A 15141-nucleotide genomic window follows, 5' to 3' on the forward strand; every position below is an offset into this window, starting at 1 on the left:
CTCTCCCCTTGTGGGAGAGGGTTGCGCAGATTTGCGAGCTTGCTTGCTAGTCGAAGCTGGGTGAGGGGTATGCGGTCGCCATGCGATCGCGCGAGCCAAAGGCTCGCCCACCCTCATCCAACTACGCCTAACCCGCTTCGCGGCTAAGGCTCGATATCCTTCTCCCCTCAAGGGAGAAGGGAGTAGGGGGCGCGCACTCATCACGCCGCAATCTCCGCATAACCATGCGCTTCCAGCTCGCGCGCCAGCTCCGGCCCGCCCGACTTCACGATCCGGCCGTCGGCGAGCACATGCACAAAATCGGGCTGCACATAGTCGAGCAACCGCTGATAATGCGTAATCAGCAGCACCGCCTTGTCGGGACGCCGCATGATCGTATTGATCCCGTCGCCGACGGTGCGCAGCGCGTCGATGTCCAGCCCTGAGTCCGTTTCGTCGAGGATCGCGAGGCGGGGGTCGAGGATGCCCATCTGCACCATCTCGTTGCGCTTCTTCTCGCCGCCCGAAAAGCCGACGTTCACGGGGCGCTTGAGCATGTCCATGTCCATCTTGAGCAGCGCGGCTTTCTCGCGCGCCAGTTTCAGGAACTCGCCGCCCGACAGCGGTTCCAGCCCACGCGCCTTTCGCTGAGCGTTCAGGCTTTCGCGCAGGAACTGGACGTTCGACACGCCGGGGATTTCGACCGGATATTGGAAGCCGAGGAACAGCCCGGCGGCGGCGCGCTCGTGCGGCTCCATATCGAGCAGATCCTGTCCCTCGAAGGTCACCGACCCCTCGGTGACCTCATAGCCCGGCCGCCCGCCGAGCACATAGGACAAAGTCGACTTGCCCGCGCCATTCGGCCCCATGATCGCATGGATCTCGCCCGCATTGATGGCGAGCGACAGACCCTTGAGGATCGGCTTGTCGGCGACGGTGGCGTGAAGGTTTTCAATTTTCAGCATCATGTCCATCGATTTTCAGAAAATAGCGTTTGTGAATGCGGTCGACAGCTGTGCCGTCGGCGAGCTGTTGCCCCCGATCAACAGCATAATCTTCCATTCCCATTTTCGAATAGAAGGTAAGTCCGCCCTTATTGTCCGCACGAATCGTCGCGTTGATCGCGGCGAGACCGAGTTCGCTTGCGCGCGCCCGCGTGGCGGCAAACAGCGCTGTGCCGACACCCTTCTGTATCCCGTCGATCCGCGTGAAGGTGCCAATGTCGCCCCAATCCGCCGGATAGCCATCCTCGCGAAGCAACGTCTGGAATCCTTCCAGACAGCCTTCCGGACCGACGGCTACAAAGCAACACCACACGTCCGGCCCGGTGAGGAACGCAGCGTCAAGCTGATCGGGCGTGAAAGGGGTTTCCAGCGCGGTGGTTCCCCCGCGCGCAATGATGGCGTTGATCAGCGCGGCAAGTTCGGGTGCGTCATCCGAGGTGGCGGGGCGAACTGCAATGCTCATCCCACGCTCCCCTCAAGCGAAATCCCCAGCAATTTCTGCGCCTCGACCCTCTTAAGCCCCTCCCCTTCAGGGGAGGGGTTGGGGTGGGGGCCATCGGCCTGACGCAACGCTTCAGAAATGAAGGCCAACACGCCATCCATGTTCGTCATCACTTCATGGTTCGAAACGCGGACGGTGCGATAGCCCTGCTCCGCTAGCGCCTTGTCGCGGGCGCGATCGGCCGTTTCCTCATGCGTGTCACCATCGACTTCGACGATCAGGTTCGCCGACGCACAGACGAAATCCGCAATGAACCAACCGATCACTTGCTGGCGGCGAAACTTGTGGCCATACAACTGCCCGTTCGACAACTGCCGCCACAGCCGTTTTTCCGGCTCGGTGGGGTTGTTGCGCATCTGGCGCGCGCGGCTTTGCAGTTCGGCGATGTCCAAGGCCGATAGCCCCCACCCCCGGCCCCTCCCCTGAAGGGGAGGGGTGGATAGGCGCTTGGCTTGATCCGTGGGCGAAAGGCTTGTCACCCCACGCTCCCTTCGAGGCTGATCCCCAGCAATTTCTGCGCCTCGACCGCAAACTCCATCGGCAGCTGCTGCAACACTTCCTTGGCAAAGCCGTTGACGATCAGCGCCACCGCCTCTTCCTGCCCCAGCCCGCGCTGCATGGCGTAGAAGAGCTGGTCGTCGCTGATCTTGCTCGTCGTCGCTTCATGCTCGACCGTGGCGGTCGGGTTGCGGACTTCGATATAGGGCACGGTATGCGCGCCGCACCGGTCGCCGAGCAGCAAACTGTCGCACTGGGTGAAGTTGCGCACCCCCTCGGCATTCGGCGCGACGCGGACGAGGCCGCGATAGGTGTTGTTCGACTTGCCCGCGCTGATCCCCTTCGACACGATGGTTGAGCGCGTGCGCTTGCCATTGTGGATCATCTTGGTGCCGGTGTCGGCCTGCTGAAAATTGTTGGTGACCGCGACCGAGTAGAATTCGCCGACGCTGTCGTCGCCGTTGAGCACACAGCTTGGGTATTTCCAGGTGATCGCAGAGCCGGTTTCGACCTGCGTCCACGACACCTTGCTGCGCTTGCCCTGGCACAGCGCGCGCTTGGTCACGAAATTATAGATGCCGCCCAGCCCTTCGGCATTGCCAGGGTACCAGTTCTGCACGGTGCTGTACTTGATCTCGGCATCGTCGAGCGCGACCAGCTCGACCACCGCGGCGTGGAGCTGGTTCTCGTCGCGCATCGGCGCGGTGCAGCCTTCGAGATAGGACACATAAGCGCCCTTGTCGGCGACGATCAGCGTGCGCTCGAACTGCCCCGTATTCTCGGCATTGATGCGGAAATAGGTGCTGAGCTCCATCGGGCAGCGCACGCCCTCGGGCACATAGACAAAGGTGCCGTCCGAAAAGACCGCGCAATTGAGCGTCGCGAAATAATTGTCGTGCATCGGCACGACACGCCCAAGCCATTTTTTCACCAGCTCGGGATATTCGCGGATCGCTTCGGAAATCGAGAGGAAGATCACCCCCGCGCGCTTCAGTTCCTCGCGAAAGGTCGTCGCGACGCTGACGCTGTCGAACACCGCGTCGACCGCGACCTTGCGCGCGCCCTCGACCCCCGCGAGCACCTTCTGCTCCTCGATCGGGATGCCGAGCTTCCTGTAGACTTCGAGGATTTCGGGATCGACCTCGTCGAGGCTGGACAGCTTCGGCTTCGGCTTGGGCGCCGCATAATAGTATGCGTCCTGATAATCGATCGGCGGCACGTTGAGCTTCGCCCAGTCGGGCGTTTCCATCGTCTGCCAGTGGCGGAACGCCTTCAGCCGCCAGTCGAGCATCCATTCGGGCTCGTTCTTCTTGGCCGAGATGAAGCGGACCGTATCCTCGGTCAGCCCCTTGGGCGCGAAGTCGGTCTCGATGTCGGCGGACCAGCCATGTTCATAATCGGCGACCCTGGCGGCGGCGGCGTGCGCGGCCTGGTCCTTGATGCGGGTTTCGGTGTTGTCGATCATATCTTTAACTCGTCGCCCCCGCGAAGGCGGGGGCCGCTATCGTTTGTGCGTGACCTCCAGCGGCCGTGCCGGGAGGCACGTGACTCCCGGCACCCTTCGCGGGGGCGACGGTCAAACTCGCCAAACTGATCTCTGCCAACGCCCCGCGCACCGCGCCGTTCACGACGCCCCAGTGCGGCTGCACCTTGCAGCTGCCCTCGAGCGAACAATCGTGGCGCCCTTCGGCAACGCAACTCGTCAGCGCGATCGGGCCTTCGACCGCCTCGATGATGTCGGCGACACTGATCGCCGCTGCGGGCCGCGCGAGCCGCACCCCGCCGCCGCTGCCGCGCGAGGCGACGAGCAGGCCTGCGCGCGCGAGCTGGCTCACCAGCTTCTGCGCGGTCGGTCCGGGAATCCCCGTTTGCTCCGCCAGCATCGCGGCGTGAATCGGCACCGATCCGCACTGGCGGGCGGCGGCGCTCATCAGGACCACGGCATAATCGGCAAAGTTGGACAGGCGCATATTCTTATCCGTCGCGTTGCGAACGATTCTTAACTAGAGTAAATTACTCCACTTATATAGGGGAGGCTCGTTCAGCGTGCAAGCAAGCGCGGCCTCGCGCGCCGATAGAAAAGCTGCGGTACAAAAAAGGCACCCATCCGGCCGGAGCCGAATGAGTGCCGAGATGAAGGTCTCAAGTCCTCGTCGAAGAGGATGAGCTCTTCTGGGTCGCAGGCATCGATTATGCGCGGCGGACGATTCGCGATTGTATGGAAACGCCAAATCGACGCGACGCGCAATTTTTGATGGTTAGGCTGTAGTGACAATTTAATCATTTGAGCCACAACATTATGCTTGCGAGTTTGATGAAGCCAAGGAAGTTTGCGGCGAGTTTGTCATAGCGGGTGGCGATGCGTCGCCATTGCTTGAGTTTGGCGAAGAAGCCCTCGATGCCCCAGCGCTGCTTGTATGCGATGCGGTCGTAACTGCGCTGGACCTTGCGGTGGCGGCGGGGCGGAATGACCGGTTCGCCGCCTTGTTCGGTGATGAGATCGCACAGGCTGTCGGCGTCGTAGGCGCGGTCGGCCAGCACGTGTTCGGCCTTCAGGCCGCGGATCAGGTCGCAGGCCGGGGCCATATCGTTCTGCTGGCCGGGGCCGAGCATGAAGCGCACCGGCAGGCCGAGAGCATCGACTACAGCGTGGATCTTGGTTCCGAACCCGCCTCTTGAGCGGCCCAGAGCCTGGGCTTGAACGCCCCCCTTTTTACCCTGGCCCCGGCGGCCTGGGCTTGGGCACGGATTACGGTGGCGTCGATCGCCAGCCATTCGATGTCGGGGTCATCGGACACGGCTGCGAATATCCGGTCGATCACCCCCTGTTCGATCCAACGATAATAGCGCCGCTTTACAGTCTGGTAGGGGCCAAATCGCTCGGGCAGATCACGCCACCGCCCACCCGAATGCGCCAGCCACAGCAAAGCATCCAGAAACCGCCGACCATCGCTGCGCGGTCCGCGCTTGCCCTTGCGGCCACCGGGCACAAACTCCCGAAGCCGCTCCCACTGATCGTCCCTGAGAACCTCGCCTTCCACACCAGCCTCCAAAAGCCAGTGTTGAATCAGAACTCGCGTCAGTTGGGAACCCCTAAATTGTCACTACAGCCTAGAGCGGCGTCTTATGTTTCGGACACGATCCGGCCGACCTTGCCGGCCAACTGCTTGCGGCCTCTGGTCGTCGCCTGCGTGTACAGCGTCGGGTTGCTGAGTTGCCCCGGTGTTGCCCCGGCAAAGCGCTTGATCTCGCGGATCAGGTGCGACTGGTCGTAAAAGGCGTCGCCAAGCTGCGCCGCGTCCAGCCCTTCGCCGCGCGCCAGCGCCGACGCCGCGCGCACCGCGCGATATTTGCGTGCGAGCATTCGCGGCGGCAGGCCGTAATAATGTTTCGTCATCCGCTCGACCGAACGGATCGACATGCCCGTGGCTTCGACCAGCGCGGGCACCTGCGGCGAAGGTGTCGCAGTCAGCCACTCGTCGACGGTGCGGATGAACCACATGGGCGCGGTCTCGCCGCGCGTCAGCACCTCGCGCGCGAAATTATTGCCGATCACCAGCTTTTCCTCGGCGGTTTGCGCTTGTTCGAGCGCGGTGGCCACCTCGTCGATCCAGGGGCCGAACAGGTCGGCCGCATCCATCGCATCGTCGGTCAGCTTGTCGGCGTCGTCGCCCATCAGCGCCGCCCAGCCCGCGGGCAACAGGCCGAATCCGAACATCGTGGTCGGACCGTTGGCGATGGCGCGCACGCGGCCGCTGGTCGGCCCGACGATATTGGCCCGGCACGCGGGCGAATGATGGCCGTCGGCAAAGACATATTCGCCGTCGGCGACGGTCATGAAACGGAATTGCGGGCGGTCGGCGCGTTCATATTCGTCGAACCGCGGCACATTGATGCGCGCGACGTAAAAGCTCGACACCATCTCCGCCAGATCGGGATCGGGCGGAAAATAATGAAGCTCGAACGGCGCGCTGCCGCCCACGCCCGCTGGCGAGGATGATATGTGCGACATGACAGACCCAGACCCCCGACGGCCTTTCCCCGGCCGCCTGCTTATCTGAATCAAATCATTTGCTTTTCCGGGGTGTGCGTCAAGCGCATTCGTCAACCGCCTTAACCTTTTTCAGCCGCGATCCACGCATCGACCCGCCGTTCGAGGATATCGAGCGGCACCGGCCCCGATTCCAGCACGACATCGTGGAAGCGGCGGAAATCGAAGCGTTCGCCAAGCGCCGCCTGCGCGCGCCCGCGCAGCTCCATGATCTTGAGCTTGCCGATGAGGTAGGCGGTCGCCTGCCCCGGATAGACGATATAACGCTCGATCGCCTTTTCAATATCGCCTTGCGGATTGGGGGTATTGTCCTTCAGATACTGAATCGCCTGTTCGCGGCTCCAGCGCTTGTCGTGGATGCCGGTGTCGACGACGAGGCGGCACGCGCGCCACAGCTCCATGCCCAGCCGGCCGAAATCGCTGTACGGATCGGTATAGAAGCCCATGTCCTTGGCGAGTTCCTCCGAATACAGCCCCCACCCCTCGGTATAGGCGGTGACGCCGCCAAAGCGGCGGAAGGGTGGCAGGCCGGTGAGCTCGGTCTGCACCGCGCGCTGGAGGTGATGGCCCGGCACGCCCTCATGATAGGCGAGCGCCTCGAGCTCGGTCTTCGACATGTCGTTGAGGTCATAGAGGTTGACATAATAGGTGCCCGGCCGCGATCCGTCGGGCGAGGGCGACTGGTAAAAGGCCTTGCCCGCCGACTTTTCGCGGAACGCCTCGACGGGTTTGACCACCAGCGGCGCCTTCGGCAGCGTGTTGAAAAAGGCGGGGAGCCGTGCCTCCATCGCTTTCACATATTTGTCGACATCGGCCAGATAGGCTTCGCGCGTCGTGTGATAAAATTGCGGGCTTGTGCGCAGATGGACGAAAAACTCCTGCAAACTGCCCTTGAAACCGACCTTCGTCATGATCGCCCGCATCTCGCCATGGATCCGCGCGACTTCGGCGAGGCCGAGTTCGTGGATCTGCGAAGCGGTCATGTCGGTCGTCGTGTAATTGGCGAGCAGCGCTTCATAATAGGCCTTGCCATCGGGCAGGCGCCAGATGCCGTCGGCGGTCGGCGCCACCGCCTGCTGCCGCTTCATTTCGGCGAGCAGGCGGGCATAGGCCGGACCGGCGCTTTCGGTCCAGGCCGCCTTGGCCGCGGCGACCAGCCGCGCCTTTTCGGCGTCGCTGACGCCGAGCTTGCCGACCTTCGCCGTAATGTCCTCGATCACCGCATTGTCGGGGCCGAGCAGATTGCCGATGTCGGAAATCAGATAGGCATAGACCCATTTCGGCGGCTGGATTCCCCGCGCGGCACGTTCGGCCGACTGCGCCGACAGCGCATCGAGCAGCGGACCGAGCCCGCGGATGCGCGACACATAGGCTTCGGCTTCGGCGACGTTGGCGACGCGATGGATGTTGATGAGAAAGGCGGGCAGCTGGCTTTGCGCGCCGTTCATCTGGTCGAAGATATAGTCGTGATTGCGGTAAGGGAACAGCCGTTCGGCGCGCGCCGCTGCGGCGTTGAACAGCTCGAACGACAGGGCTTCTTCGGCGGACAGCGTCGCGGGGTCGAAGCTCGCGCGCATTGCCGCGGCGCTGGCCTGCTGCAATTTGTGGCGCGCGACCGCGGCTTCGTCGCTGACGTCGTCCCAGCGGCCATAGTCGGCGTCGCGAATGCCGCGATAGGCCTTGCTCTGCGGCGCCAGCGACAGCAGCGCGGCGTCGTAATTTTCAAAGAATTGCGCAAGATCGGCGCCAGCCGGCACCGCCGCCGCCGGGGGCGGCGTGCTCGCCACGGGGCCGCCCTGCCCGGTCATGGACGCACAGCCCGCCGTGGCAAGCAGGACAAGGCCGGTGGACAGACGAGCGAGGGTGCGAAGGTGCGACACGATTTTCTCCCGGTTTTTGCGGATATGGCGGGGGCTTGCCATAGCGCCGCCGGGCGCGCAATGGCGGGCCATGTCGCTTTTCGCTTCGCTCACCGACGCCGCCTATGCGCTCGCCCGCCCGCTCGTCCACGCCACCGATGGCGAGGCCGCGCATAATCTGACGCTCGCCGCGCTCCAGCCGCTGCCGCGCGCGCGCCATGCCCTGACCAGCCCGATGCTCGCGACCGAGCTTGCCGGACTGCGCTTCCCCAACCCGGTCGGGCTGGCCCCCGGTTTCGACAAGGACGCGCGCGTCGCGCATGCGATGCCGCATTTCGGCTTCGGCTTTGTCGAGGTCGGCACGCTCACCCCGCTGCCGCAGGAGGGCAATCCGCGCCCACGGCTGTTCCGGCTGGTCGAGGATCGCGCGATCATCAACCGCATGGGCTTCAACAATGGCGGACAGGTCGCCGCCGCCGAGCGCATCGCCTGCCTGCGCCGCCATGGGCTGCCGGTGCCGCTCGGCATCAATATCGGCGCGAACAAGGACAGCGCCGACCGCATCGCCGACTATGCGAAGGGCACGGCGGCGATGGCGCCGCTCGCCGATTATCTTACCGTCAATATCAGCTCGCCGAACACGCCCGGACTGCGCGCGCTGCAGGACAGGGGGGCGCTCGAGGCGCTGCTCGACGGCGTCGCCGCGGCGCAGCCGGCGGGGGCGGCGAAGCCCGTCTTCCTGAAGGTCGCACCCGACCTCGAACCCGCCGACATCGACGACATTGTGGCGGTGGCGCTCGATAGGGGGCTCGCGGCGGTGATCGTGTCGAACACGACCGTAGCCCGGCCGCCGCTGGCCTCGCGCCACGCCGTCGAAGCCGGTGGCCTGTCGGGCGCGCCGCTCGCGCAGCTCGCGCTTCAGTGCGTGCAGGATTTCCGCGCCGCGAGCGGCGGCAGGCTGCCGCTGATCGCCGCGGGCGGGATCGCCTCTGCCGAACAGGCCTGGGAACGCATTCGCGCGGGAGCAAGCCTGGTGCAGGTCTATTCGGCGATGGTCTTTGAAGGGCCGGGTCTTGCGAGCCGCATCGCACGCGGGCTGGAGACGCTGGCGGCGCGCGACGGGTTTGCGCGGGTGAGCGACGCGGTGGGGGCGGGCGCCTGAGCCCATGCGCTCTCCCCCCGCAGCGGAGAGAGCGATCAAGCGCCCTTGCACTCCCTCTGTCTCCGCGCCAATGTCGCGTGCATGCTGAACCGTCTCCTCGCGCTCGTCGCCTTCGTCTCGCTTGCCTGTCCCACGCTCGCCGCCGCTCAGGGCGTCACCTCCTCCGCCGATCCGCGCGCGACCGAGGCGGGGCGCGTCATCCTGCATCAGGGGGGCAGCGCCGCCGACGCTGCCATTGCCATGGTCGCGGTGCTCACGCTCGTCGAGCCGCAATCGAGCGGGATCGGCGGTGGCGGCTTCATGCTCCATCACAATGCGGGCGACGGCGGCATATCGACGATCGACGGCCGCGAAACCGCACCCGCCGCGGCGACCCCCGACCGCTTCCTCGGACCCGACGGCAAGCCGCGCGGCTTTATGGACGTGGTACCGGGCGGGCTTTCGGTCGGGGTTCCGGGCAATATCCGCCTGATGGAAATGGCGCACAAAAAATGGGGCAAGCTCGAATGGAAGGCGCTGTTCCAGCCGGCGATCGACCTTGCCGAAGGGGGTTTCGAGGTCACGCCCGCGCTCCACAACTGGCTCGTCCGGTTCGAGCCCGTCTGGAAGGATTTTCCCGCGGCGCGTGCGATCTATCATGTCGATGGCAAGCCCGCGCCGGTCGGCACGCGGCTCCGCAACCCGGCCTATGCCGCGCTGCTTCGCGACATCGCGGCGCGCGGCCCCGATGCTTTTTACAGGGGCGCCAATGCGCGCGCGATCCGCGATGCGGTGGCCCGCGCGCCGCGCAATCCCGCGACGCTGACGCTTCAGGATCTCGCCTCCTATCGGGCCAGGGAACGCCCCGCCGTCTGCACCAGCTATCGCATCTACAAGGTCTGCGGCATGGGTCCGCCCTCGTCGGGCGCCACCACCGTCTTCGGCATATTGGGGATGCTCGAAGGCTGGGACATGAAGGCGATGGGCAAGGACAATCCGATGAGCTGGCATCTGCTCGCCGAAGCGATGCAGCTCGCCTATGCCGATCGTGCCGCCTATCTTGGCGACGCCGACTTTGTCGATGTGCCGGTCAAAGGGCTGCTCGACAAATCCTATCTCGCCGAGCGCCGTCGGCTGATCTCGCCCTATGGCGCGGCGGGCCGTTACGAACCGGGCACGCCGCCGGGGGCGACCCCGCGAGCCGCGGCGCCGCCGGTCGACGAGCAGGGGACGACACATTTCGTCGCCGCCGACGCTGCGGGCAATGTCGTCTCGATGACCTCGACGGTCGAAAGCATCTTCGGCAGCCAGCTGATTGCGAACGGCTATTTCCTCAACAATGAGCTTACCGATTTCGATTTTGTGCCCGCCAGGGACGGGGTTCCGACCGCGAACCGGGTGCAGCCGGGCAAGCGGCCGCTGTCCTCGATGTCGCCGACGATCGTTTACGGCCCCGACGGCAAGGTCGTGCTCGCGGTTGGTTCGGCGGGCGGCAAGCGTATCATCATGCACGTCACCAAGACGCTGATCGGCGTGCTCGACTGGGGCCTTGATGCGAAAGAGGCGATTGCGCTTCCCAACCTCTTTTTCGGCCGCCAGGGCGTGCTGATCGAGGATAGTGAGGCGGGGCAGGCGATTGCCGCCAAAATGCAGCCTTTCGGCTACAGCTTCACCCCCACCGACCTTGGATCGAAACTCAACGCGATCGAACGCACGGCGGAGGGAATGCGCGGCGCTGCCGATCCGCGCGGTCCCGGCACCTCGGCCGTCGATGGCGCGCCGCCGCAGGGGTGAATGCGCCGCACTTGCCCGAATGCGCATCGGGTTATGGCTTCTAACGTACAGCGAATGACCCTAAGAACGGGGGCAACGAAATAATATCCTCCCGAGGAGAGCGAGAGGCATGAAGCTGGAAAACCCCCATCTCGACCATTTCCCCAGCCTGGTCGCGATGTTCTTCGACCGCGCGGCGCGCGGCGGCGAGGATCCCTTTCTGTGGCACAAGGCCGACCGCGCCTGGCAGGCGCTGAGCTGGCGCGAGGTCGCCGAACAGGTCGCGGCGCTCGCGCACAATCTGCGCAAGCTGGGGCTGAAAGAGGGCGACCGGGTGGTGCTGGTGAGCGAGAACCGTCCCGAATGGTGCATCGCCGACCTTGGCATCATGGCCGCGGGGTGCATCACAGTCCCGACCTATACGACCAACACCGAACGCGATCATCAGCATATCCTCGACAACAGCGGCGCGCGCGCGGTGATCGTGTCGACCGCAAAGCTCGCGCGCGTGCTGATGCCCGCGGTGATGCGCTCCGACGCGCATATTGTCATTTCCATGGAAAGTCTGCGCGTCGGGCAACAGGGCGACGTGTCGGTCCACGACTGGGCGCCGCTGGTTGCAGGCGGCGCCGCATGGGTCGAGGAGGCAAAGGCGCGCGGCCTCGGCGTCAAGCGCGAGGACACCGCCTGCCTCATCTATACCAGCGGCACGGGCGGGGCGCCGCGCGGCGTGATGCAGCATCATGGCGCGATCCTGCACAACGCCGCGGGCGCCGCCGAAATCCTGGTCAATGATTTCGGGATCGGCGACGAGGAAGTGTTCCTCTCCTTCCTGCCGCTCAGTCACGCCTATGAACATTCGGGCGGGCAGTTCCTGCCGATCATGGTCGGCGCGCAAATCTATTACAGCGAGGGGCTCGAAAAGCTCGTCTCGAACATCGAGGAGACGCGCCCGACGATCATGGTCGTCGTTCCGCGGCTGTTCGAGGTGATCCGCGCGCGAATGATCAAGGCGGTTGAAAAGCAGGGCAAGCTCGCGAACTGGATGCTGGCCCAGGCGCTGCGCGTCGGCGAAAAGGATTATGCGCGGCGCATGGGCGTGCTCGACCGGCCGGTCGATATATTGCTCAACCGGCTGTTCCGTCCCAAGATCCGGAAAAGGTTCGGCGGCCGGATGAAGGCCCTGGTATCGGGCGGCGCGCCGCTCAACCCGGAGATCGGCGTCTTTTTCCATTCGATCGGGCTGACGCTGCTGCAAGGCTATGGTCAGACCGAGGCGGGACCGGTCATCAGTTGCAACCGGCCGAAAACGGGCCTCAAGATGGATACCGTCGGTCCCCCGCTGATGAACACCGAGGTGCGCATCGCCGACGACGGCGAAATCTGTGTGCGCGGCGAACTGGTGATGAAGGGTTATTGGCGCAATCCCGCCGAAACCGAGCGCGTGCTGATCGACGATTGGCTCCACACCGGCGACATCGGCCATATCGACGAAGCGGGGCGCATCGTCATCACCGACCGCAAGAAGGACCTGATCGTCAACGACAAGGGCGACAATGTCTCGCCGCAGCGCGTCGAGGGGATGCTGACGCTGCAACCCGAGATATTGCAGGCGATGGTCTATGGCGACAAGCGCCCGCACCTCGTCGGCATCCTGGTGCCCGATCCCGAATGGGCGGCCGAATGGGCGGAGGCCGAAGGGCTGCCGAAAGAGATGCCGCTGCTGCGCGAACATGAAAAGTTCCGTGCGGCGATCCGCGCCGCGGTCGACCGCGTCAACGGGCAGCTTTCGGTGATCGAAAAGGTGCGCAAGTTCGACTTCGCCGACGAAGCCTTCACCATCGAGAATGAACAGATGACGCCGTCGATGAAAATCCGCCGCCACGTGCTGCGGGAGATTTATGCGGACAAGATTGCGGCCTTGTACAAGGCATAATCGTCGCCTTCGCGGGGGCGACGCTTGACAATTGCAGGCGGGGTGCGACCCGAAGAGATCGGTGCAAACCGGTCCCCGCCCGCGACCGAACCCGTGGGGCTCAGCCTTCGTTCCCTGCCGGTTTGCGATAGGGAACGAACTCGCCGAAAACGCAGGTCGGGCCACGGATGCCGCTCGTCCGGTCGACCAGGTGAAAGAAATCGCCGCTGCAGGTCGATGATCCGAACTGGCGCACGACCATGATGTCGCTGTCGCGCGCGAGGCCGGGGCAACTGCCCTTGAGATCGTTGCGATAGACGAGGTTGCCGCTCGCGCGGTACAGAAGGATGCTGTCGGACACGCGGATCGTGTCGTTGGTGCGGTAATTGGGCAGGCAGCTGATCGGCGTGCCGGGCACCTTGCCCGCAAGCTGCTTCTCCAGCCTCTCGGCCTGTTTCGGGGTGAGCGCCGCGGCGCCGGGTTCGCCGGTTCCGGCGGGGGCGCAACTTGCGGCGAGCGGCGCCGCAGCAATCGCCAGCGCGACCGCCATCGGATTCAGCTTGGCCATGACATTGCTCCTTGCGACCAGCCAGAATAGCCGTGGCCGATGAACCGGTGCTGAAGCCGCCCGCGTATCACGCCGCATCCTTGAGCGCGCGGATGCGCGCGAGTTCCGCGGCGTCGGGCGCGCGGAAAAAGGGGTTTGTCGCGCGCTCGGCGCCGATGCTCGTCGGCACCGTCGCCTCGCCCGCCGCGCGGGCAGCCTCGACCGCGGCAAGCCGCGCCGCCAGCGCCTCATTGGCCGGATCGACGGTGATCGCGAAACGCGCGTTGGACAGCGTATATTCGTGCGCACAATAAACGCGCGTTGCATCGTCGAGCGCCCTGAGCTTCTGCATATTGGCGAACATCTGCTCGGCCGTCCCCTCGAACAGGCGGCCGCACCCCATGGCGAACATCGTGTCGCCGACGAAGATCGCGGCGTCATCCGCAAAATGATAGGCGATATGGCCCGCGGTGTGCGCGGGGACGTCCCAGACATCCGCGACATGGTCGCCCAGCCGCACCGTGTCGCCGCCCTTTACCAGCACGTCGAGTGTCGGGATGCGTTCATGTTCGGCCGCGGGGCCGGTGATCGTGCAGCCGCCCCATGCCTTGGCCGCTTCCTTGATCGCGGCATTGCCGCCCGTATGGTCAGGGTGCCAGTGGGTGTTCCAGATGTCGGTGATCGCCCAGCCGCGCGCCTTCGCCGCGTCGAGCACCGGATCGGCGACCGCCGGGTCGACCACCATCGTCGCGCCGCTGGCGGGCTCGTGGACCAGCCAGACATAATTGTCGCTGAGGACCGGGATCCGGACGATTTCGAGTGCAGCCACCATGCCTCCTTTGCAGCTCATGCACCCACAAGACGGAGTGGATGCCGGCGGACCTTGGTGCGCCACTCTGCCACAGTCGCCGCGGAAAGTCTCGCCTTCCCGTGGCGCTGCGCCCTACCAGCTTCCCCGGTTGGGCATCGAGGCCCAGGGTTCGGCGGGTTCGAGATAGCCGTCCTGGAGCAGTTCGACCGAAATGCCGTCGGGTGAGCGCACGAACGCCATATGTCCGTCGCGCGGCGGACGGTTGATCGTCACTCCGGCGTCCATCAGCCGCTGGCACGTCGCGTAAATGTCGTCGACCCGGTAGGCGAGATGCCCGAAGTTGCGGCCGCCGCTATAGTGTTCGGGCGCGCTGCCGTCCGCGGGCGGCCAGTTATAGGTCAGCTCGACCTCGGCGACCCCTTCCTGTCCGGGCGCGGCGAGAAAGATCAGCGTGAAGCGCCCGGCCTCATTGTCGAAGCGGCGCACTTCCTCCAGCCCGATCAGCCTGAAAAAGTCGATCGTCGCCTGCGGGTCTGACACGCGGATCATCGTGTGAAGATATCTGGTCATGCGCCCCTATTAGGCACGAAGTGGCCGACCTTCAAACGCTTCGAACAAAGATACGAATTCATCGGGCACTGGCGCTGTCGCCCCTTGCGCTTCCTCGACATGAACGTTGACGATCGTGCCGGCGGCGCGCAGCTCATCCTTGCCCTTGCCGTGCAGTTCGAACAGGAAGGTCATCGAACTTTTGCCCACGCGCGCCGCGCGCACGCAAATGTCGATCTCTTCGTCGAGCAGGATCGGCGCCTTGTAATCGACCTCGGCACGCGCGACGTGGAACTCGGGGCTGTCGCGGAGCGGCCAGCGATCATAGACCCCCGCCGCGCGCCAGTATTCGGTGATGCCGAGGTCAAAATACTCGAGGTAGCGGCTGTTGAAAACGACCGCCTGCGCGTCGATTTCGGCATAGCGGACGCGCTTGGTGACGTGGAAACGAAAGTCGCTGCGAGCCATGAACATCCTCGGACATCGGTGAATGGAAAAGCCGTGCCCTCGCC

15 protein-coding genes are annotated in these 15141 nt (G+C 64.8%); 3 read left to right on the forward strand and 12 right to left on the reverse strand.

All coding sequences use genetic code 11. The annotated features are described in order from the left end of the window. Positions 1 to 200: 200 nt before the first annotated feature. The 8 genes from sufC to SALA_RS03390 all read right to left on the reverse strand — a co-directional run bounded on the left by sufC (position 201) and on the right by SALA_RS03390 (position 7914). Positions 201 to 944 carry a Fe-S cluster assembly ATPase SufC gene (gene sufC, locus SALA_RS03355; RefSeq protein WP_011540982.1) on the reverse strand — a complete coding sequence of 248 codons (744 nt, stop codon included), beginning with the start codon at positions 942 to 944 and terminating at the stop codon, positions 201 to 203. Next, positions 931 to 1446, reverse strand: a complete 516-nt coding sequence (locus SALA_RS03360; RefSeq protein WP_011540983.1) for a GNAT family N-acetyltransferase — start codon at positions 1444 to 1446, stop codon at positions 931 to 933. Before SALA_RS03360 ends, sufC begins: the two co-directional genes overlap by 14 nt. After that, complete coding sequence (locus SALA_RS03365) at positions 1443 to 1877, reverse strand: endonuclease domain-containing protein (RefSeq protein ID WP_153802621.1); 435 nt, start codon at positions 1875 to 1877, stop codon at positions 1443 to 1445. The genes SALA_RS03360 and SALA_RS03365 overlap by 4 nt, the downstream gene beginning before the upstream one ends. Positions 1878 to 1960: 83 nt before the next feature. Next, entirely contained in the window at positions 1961 to 3448 is a 1488-nt protein-coding gene (gene sufB / locus SALA_RS03370) for a Fe-S cluster assembly protein SufB (RefSeq protein WP_011540985.1), read from the reverse strand. Between the two features lie 4 nt (positions 3449 to 3452). After that, entirely contained in the window at positions 3453 to 3953 is a 501-nt protein-coding gene (locus SALA_RS03375; protein WP_011540986.1) for an SUF system Fe-S cluster assembly regulator, read from the reverse strand. A 310-nt stretch (positions 3954 to 4263) separates the two neighbouring features. Continuing rightward, positions 4264 to 5024 (reverse strand): IS5 family transposase gene (locus SALA_RS03380; protein ID WP_153802622.1). Its coding sequence is split into 2 segments (ribosomal slippage): positions 4264 to 4700 and positions 4700 to 5024, totalling 762 coding nucleotides; the frame shifts between segments, so codons are not numbered across the junction. 83 nt (positions 5025 to 5107) lie between these two features. Further along, on the reverse strand, positions 5108 to 5995 hold the full coding sequence (locus SALA_RS03385) for an AraC family transcriptional regulator (protein WP_011540989.1): 888 nt from the start codon (positions 5993 to 5995) through the stop codon (positions 5108 to 5110). A 101-nt stretch (positions 5996 to 6096) separates the two neighbouring features. Then, positions 6097 to 7914, reverse strand: a complete 1818-nt coding sequence (locus tag SALA_RS03390; RefSeq protein ID WP_011540990.1) for a DUF885 domain-containing protein — start codon at positions 7912 to 7914, stop codon at positions 6097 to 6099. Positions 7915 to 7984: 70 nt separating this feature from the next. On the opposite strand from SALA_RS03390, the gene SALA_RS03395 reads away from it, so the two are divergent. From SALA_RS03395 to SALA_RS03405, 3 genes are all read left to right on the forward strand, one after another. Continuing rightward, positions 7985 to 9055 carry a quinone-dependent dihydroorotate dehydrogenase gene (locus tag SALA_RS03395; protein ID WP_011540991.1) on the forward strand — a complete coding sequence of 357 codons (1071 nt, stop codon included), beginning with the start codon at positions 7985 to 7987 and terminating at the stop codon, positions 9053 to 9055. A gap of 81 nt (positions 9056 to 9136) precedes the next feature. Continuing rightward, positions 9137 to 10828: a gamma-glutamyltransferase gene (gene ggt, locus SALA_RS03400; RefSeq protein ID WP_041383049.1), complete on the forward strand. Its 1692-nt coding sequence runs from the start codon at positions 9137 to 9139 to the stop codon at positions 10826 to 10828. A 109-nt stretch (positions 10829 to 10937) separates the two neighbouring features. Continuing rightward, positions 10938 to 12743: an AMP-dependent synthetase/ligase gene (locus SALA_RS03405; RefSeq protein ID WP_011540993.1), complete on the forward strand. Its 1806-nt coding sequence runs from the start codon at positions 10938 to 10940 to the stop codon at positions 12741 to 12743. A 100-nt stretch (positions 12744 to 12843) separates the two neighbouring features. Here SALA_RS03405 and SALA_RS03410 read toward each other — a convergent pair whose 3' ends face one another. The 4 genes from SALA_RS03410 to SALA_RS03425 form a co-directional block, all read right to left on the reverse strand. Next, on the reverse strand, positions 12844 to 13290 hold the full coding sequence (locus SALA_RS03410; RefSeq protein WP_192807441.1) for a hypothetical protein: 447 nt from the start codon (positions 13288 to 13290) through the stop codon (positions 12844 to 12846). A gap of 67 nt (positions 13291 to 13357) precedes the next feature. Continuing rightward, the gene (gene gloB, locus SALA_RS03415; protein WP_041383051.1) at positions 13358 to 14101 is read right to left on the reverse strand and encodes a hydroxyacylglutathione hydrolase; all 744 of its coding nucleotides are present in this window, start codon (positions 14099 to 14101) and stop codon (positions 13358 to 13360) included. A gap of 111 nt (positions 14102 to 14212) precedes the next feature. Then, positions 14213 to 14650: a VOC family protein gene (locus tag SALA_RS03420; protein ID WP_011540996.1), complete on the reverse strand. Its 438-nt coding sequence runs from the start codon at positions 14648 to 14650 to the stop codon at positions 14213 to 14215. Between the two features lie 9 nt (positions 14651 to 14659). Beyond that, positions 14660 to 15097, reverse strand: a complete 438-nt coding sequence (locus SALA_RS03425) for an acyl-CoA thioesterase (protein ID WP_011540997.1) — start codon at positions 15095 to 15097, stop codon at positions 14660 to 14662. Between the last annotated feature and the right edge of the window lie 44 nt (positions 15098 to 15141).

This window comes from Sphingopyxis alaskensis RB2256 (genome assembly GCF_000013985.1).
Lineage (GTDB): Bacteria > Pseudomonadota > Alphaproteobacteria > Sphingomonadales > Sphingomonadaceae > Sphingopyxis > Sphingopyxis alaskensis.

Bases quoted from the DNA above. Each gene is read 5' to 3' on its own strand.
- SALA_RS03425 (WP_011540997.1), bottom strand. From the start codon at position 15,097: ATGGCTCGCAGCGACTTTCGTTTCCACGTCACCAAGCGCGTCCGCTAT.
- SALA_RS03395 (WP_011540991.1), top strand. From the start codon at position 7,985: ATGTCGCTTTTCGCTTCGCTCACCGACGCCGCCTATGCGCTCGCCCGC.
- sufB (WP_011540985.1), bottom strand. From the start codon at position 3,448: ATGATCGACAACACCGAAACCCGCATCAAGGACCAGGCCGCGCACGCC.
- SALA_RS03410 (WP_192807441.1), bottom strand. From the start codon at position 13,290: ATGGCCAAGCTGAATCCGATGGCGGTCGCGCTGGCGATTGCTGCGGCG.
- SALA_RS03405 (WP_011540993.1), top strand. From the start codon at position 10,938: ATGAAGCTGGAAAACCCCCATCTCGACCATTTCCCCAGCCTGGTCGCG.
- SALA_RS03385 (WP_011540989.1), bottom strand. From the start codon at position 5,995: ATGTCGCACATATCATCCTCGCCAGCGGGCGTGGGCGGCAGCGCGCCG.
- SALA_RS03360 (WP_011540983.1), bottom strand. From the start codon at position 1,446: ATGAGCATTGCAGTTCGCCCCGCCACCTCGGATGACGCACCCGAACTT.
- SALA_RS03420 (WP_011540996.1), bottom strand. From the start codon at position 14,650: ATGACCAGATATCTTCACACGATGATCCGCGTGTCAGACCCGCAGGCG.
- gloB (WP_041383051.1), bottom strand. From the start codon at position 14,101: ATGGTGGCTGCACTCGAAATCGTCCGGATCCCGGTCCTCAGCGACAAT.
- sufC (WP_011540982.1), bottom strand. From the start codon at position 944: ATGCTGAAAATTGAAAACCTTCACGCCACCGTCGCCGACAAGCCGATC.
- ggt (WP_041383049.1), top strand. From the start codon at position 9,137: ATGCTGAACCGTCTCCTCGCGCTCGTCGCCTTCGTCTCGCTTGCCTGT.
- SALA_RS03375 (WP_011540986.1), bottom strand. From the start codon at position 3,953: ATGCGCCTGTCCAACTTTGCCGATTATGCCGTGGTCCTGATGAGCGCC.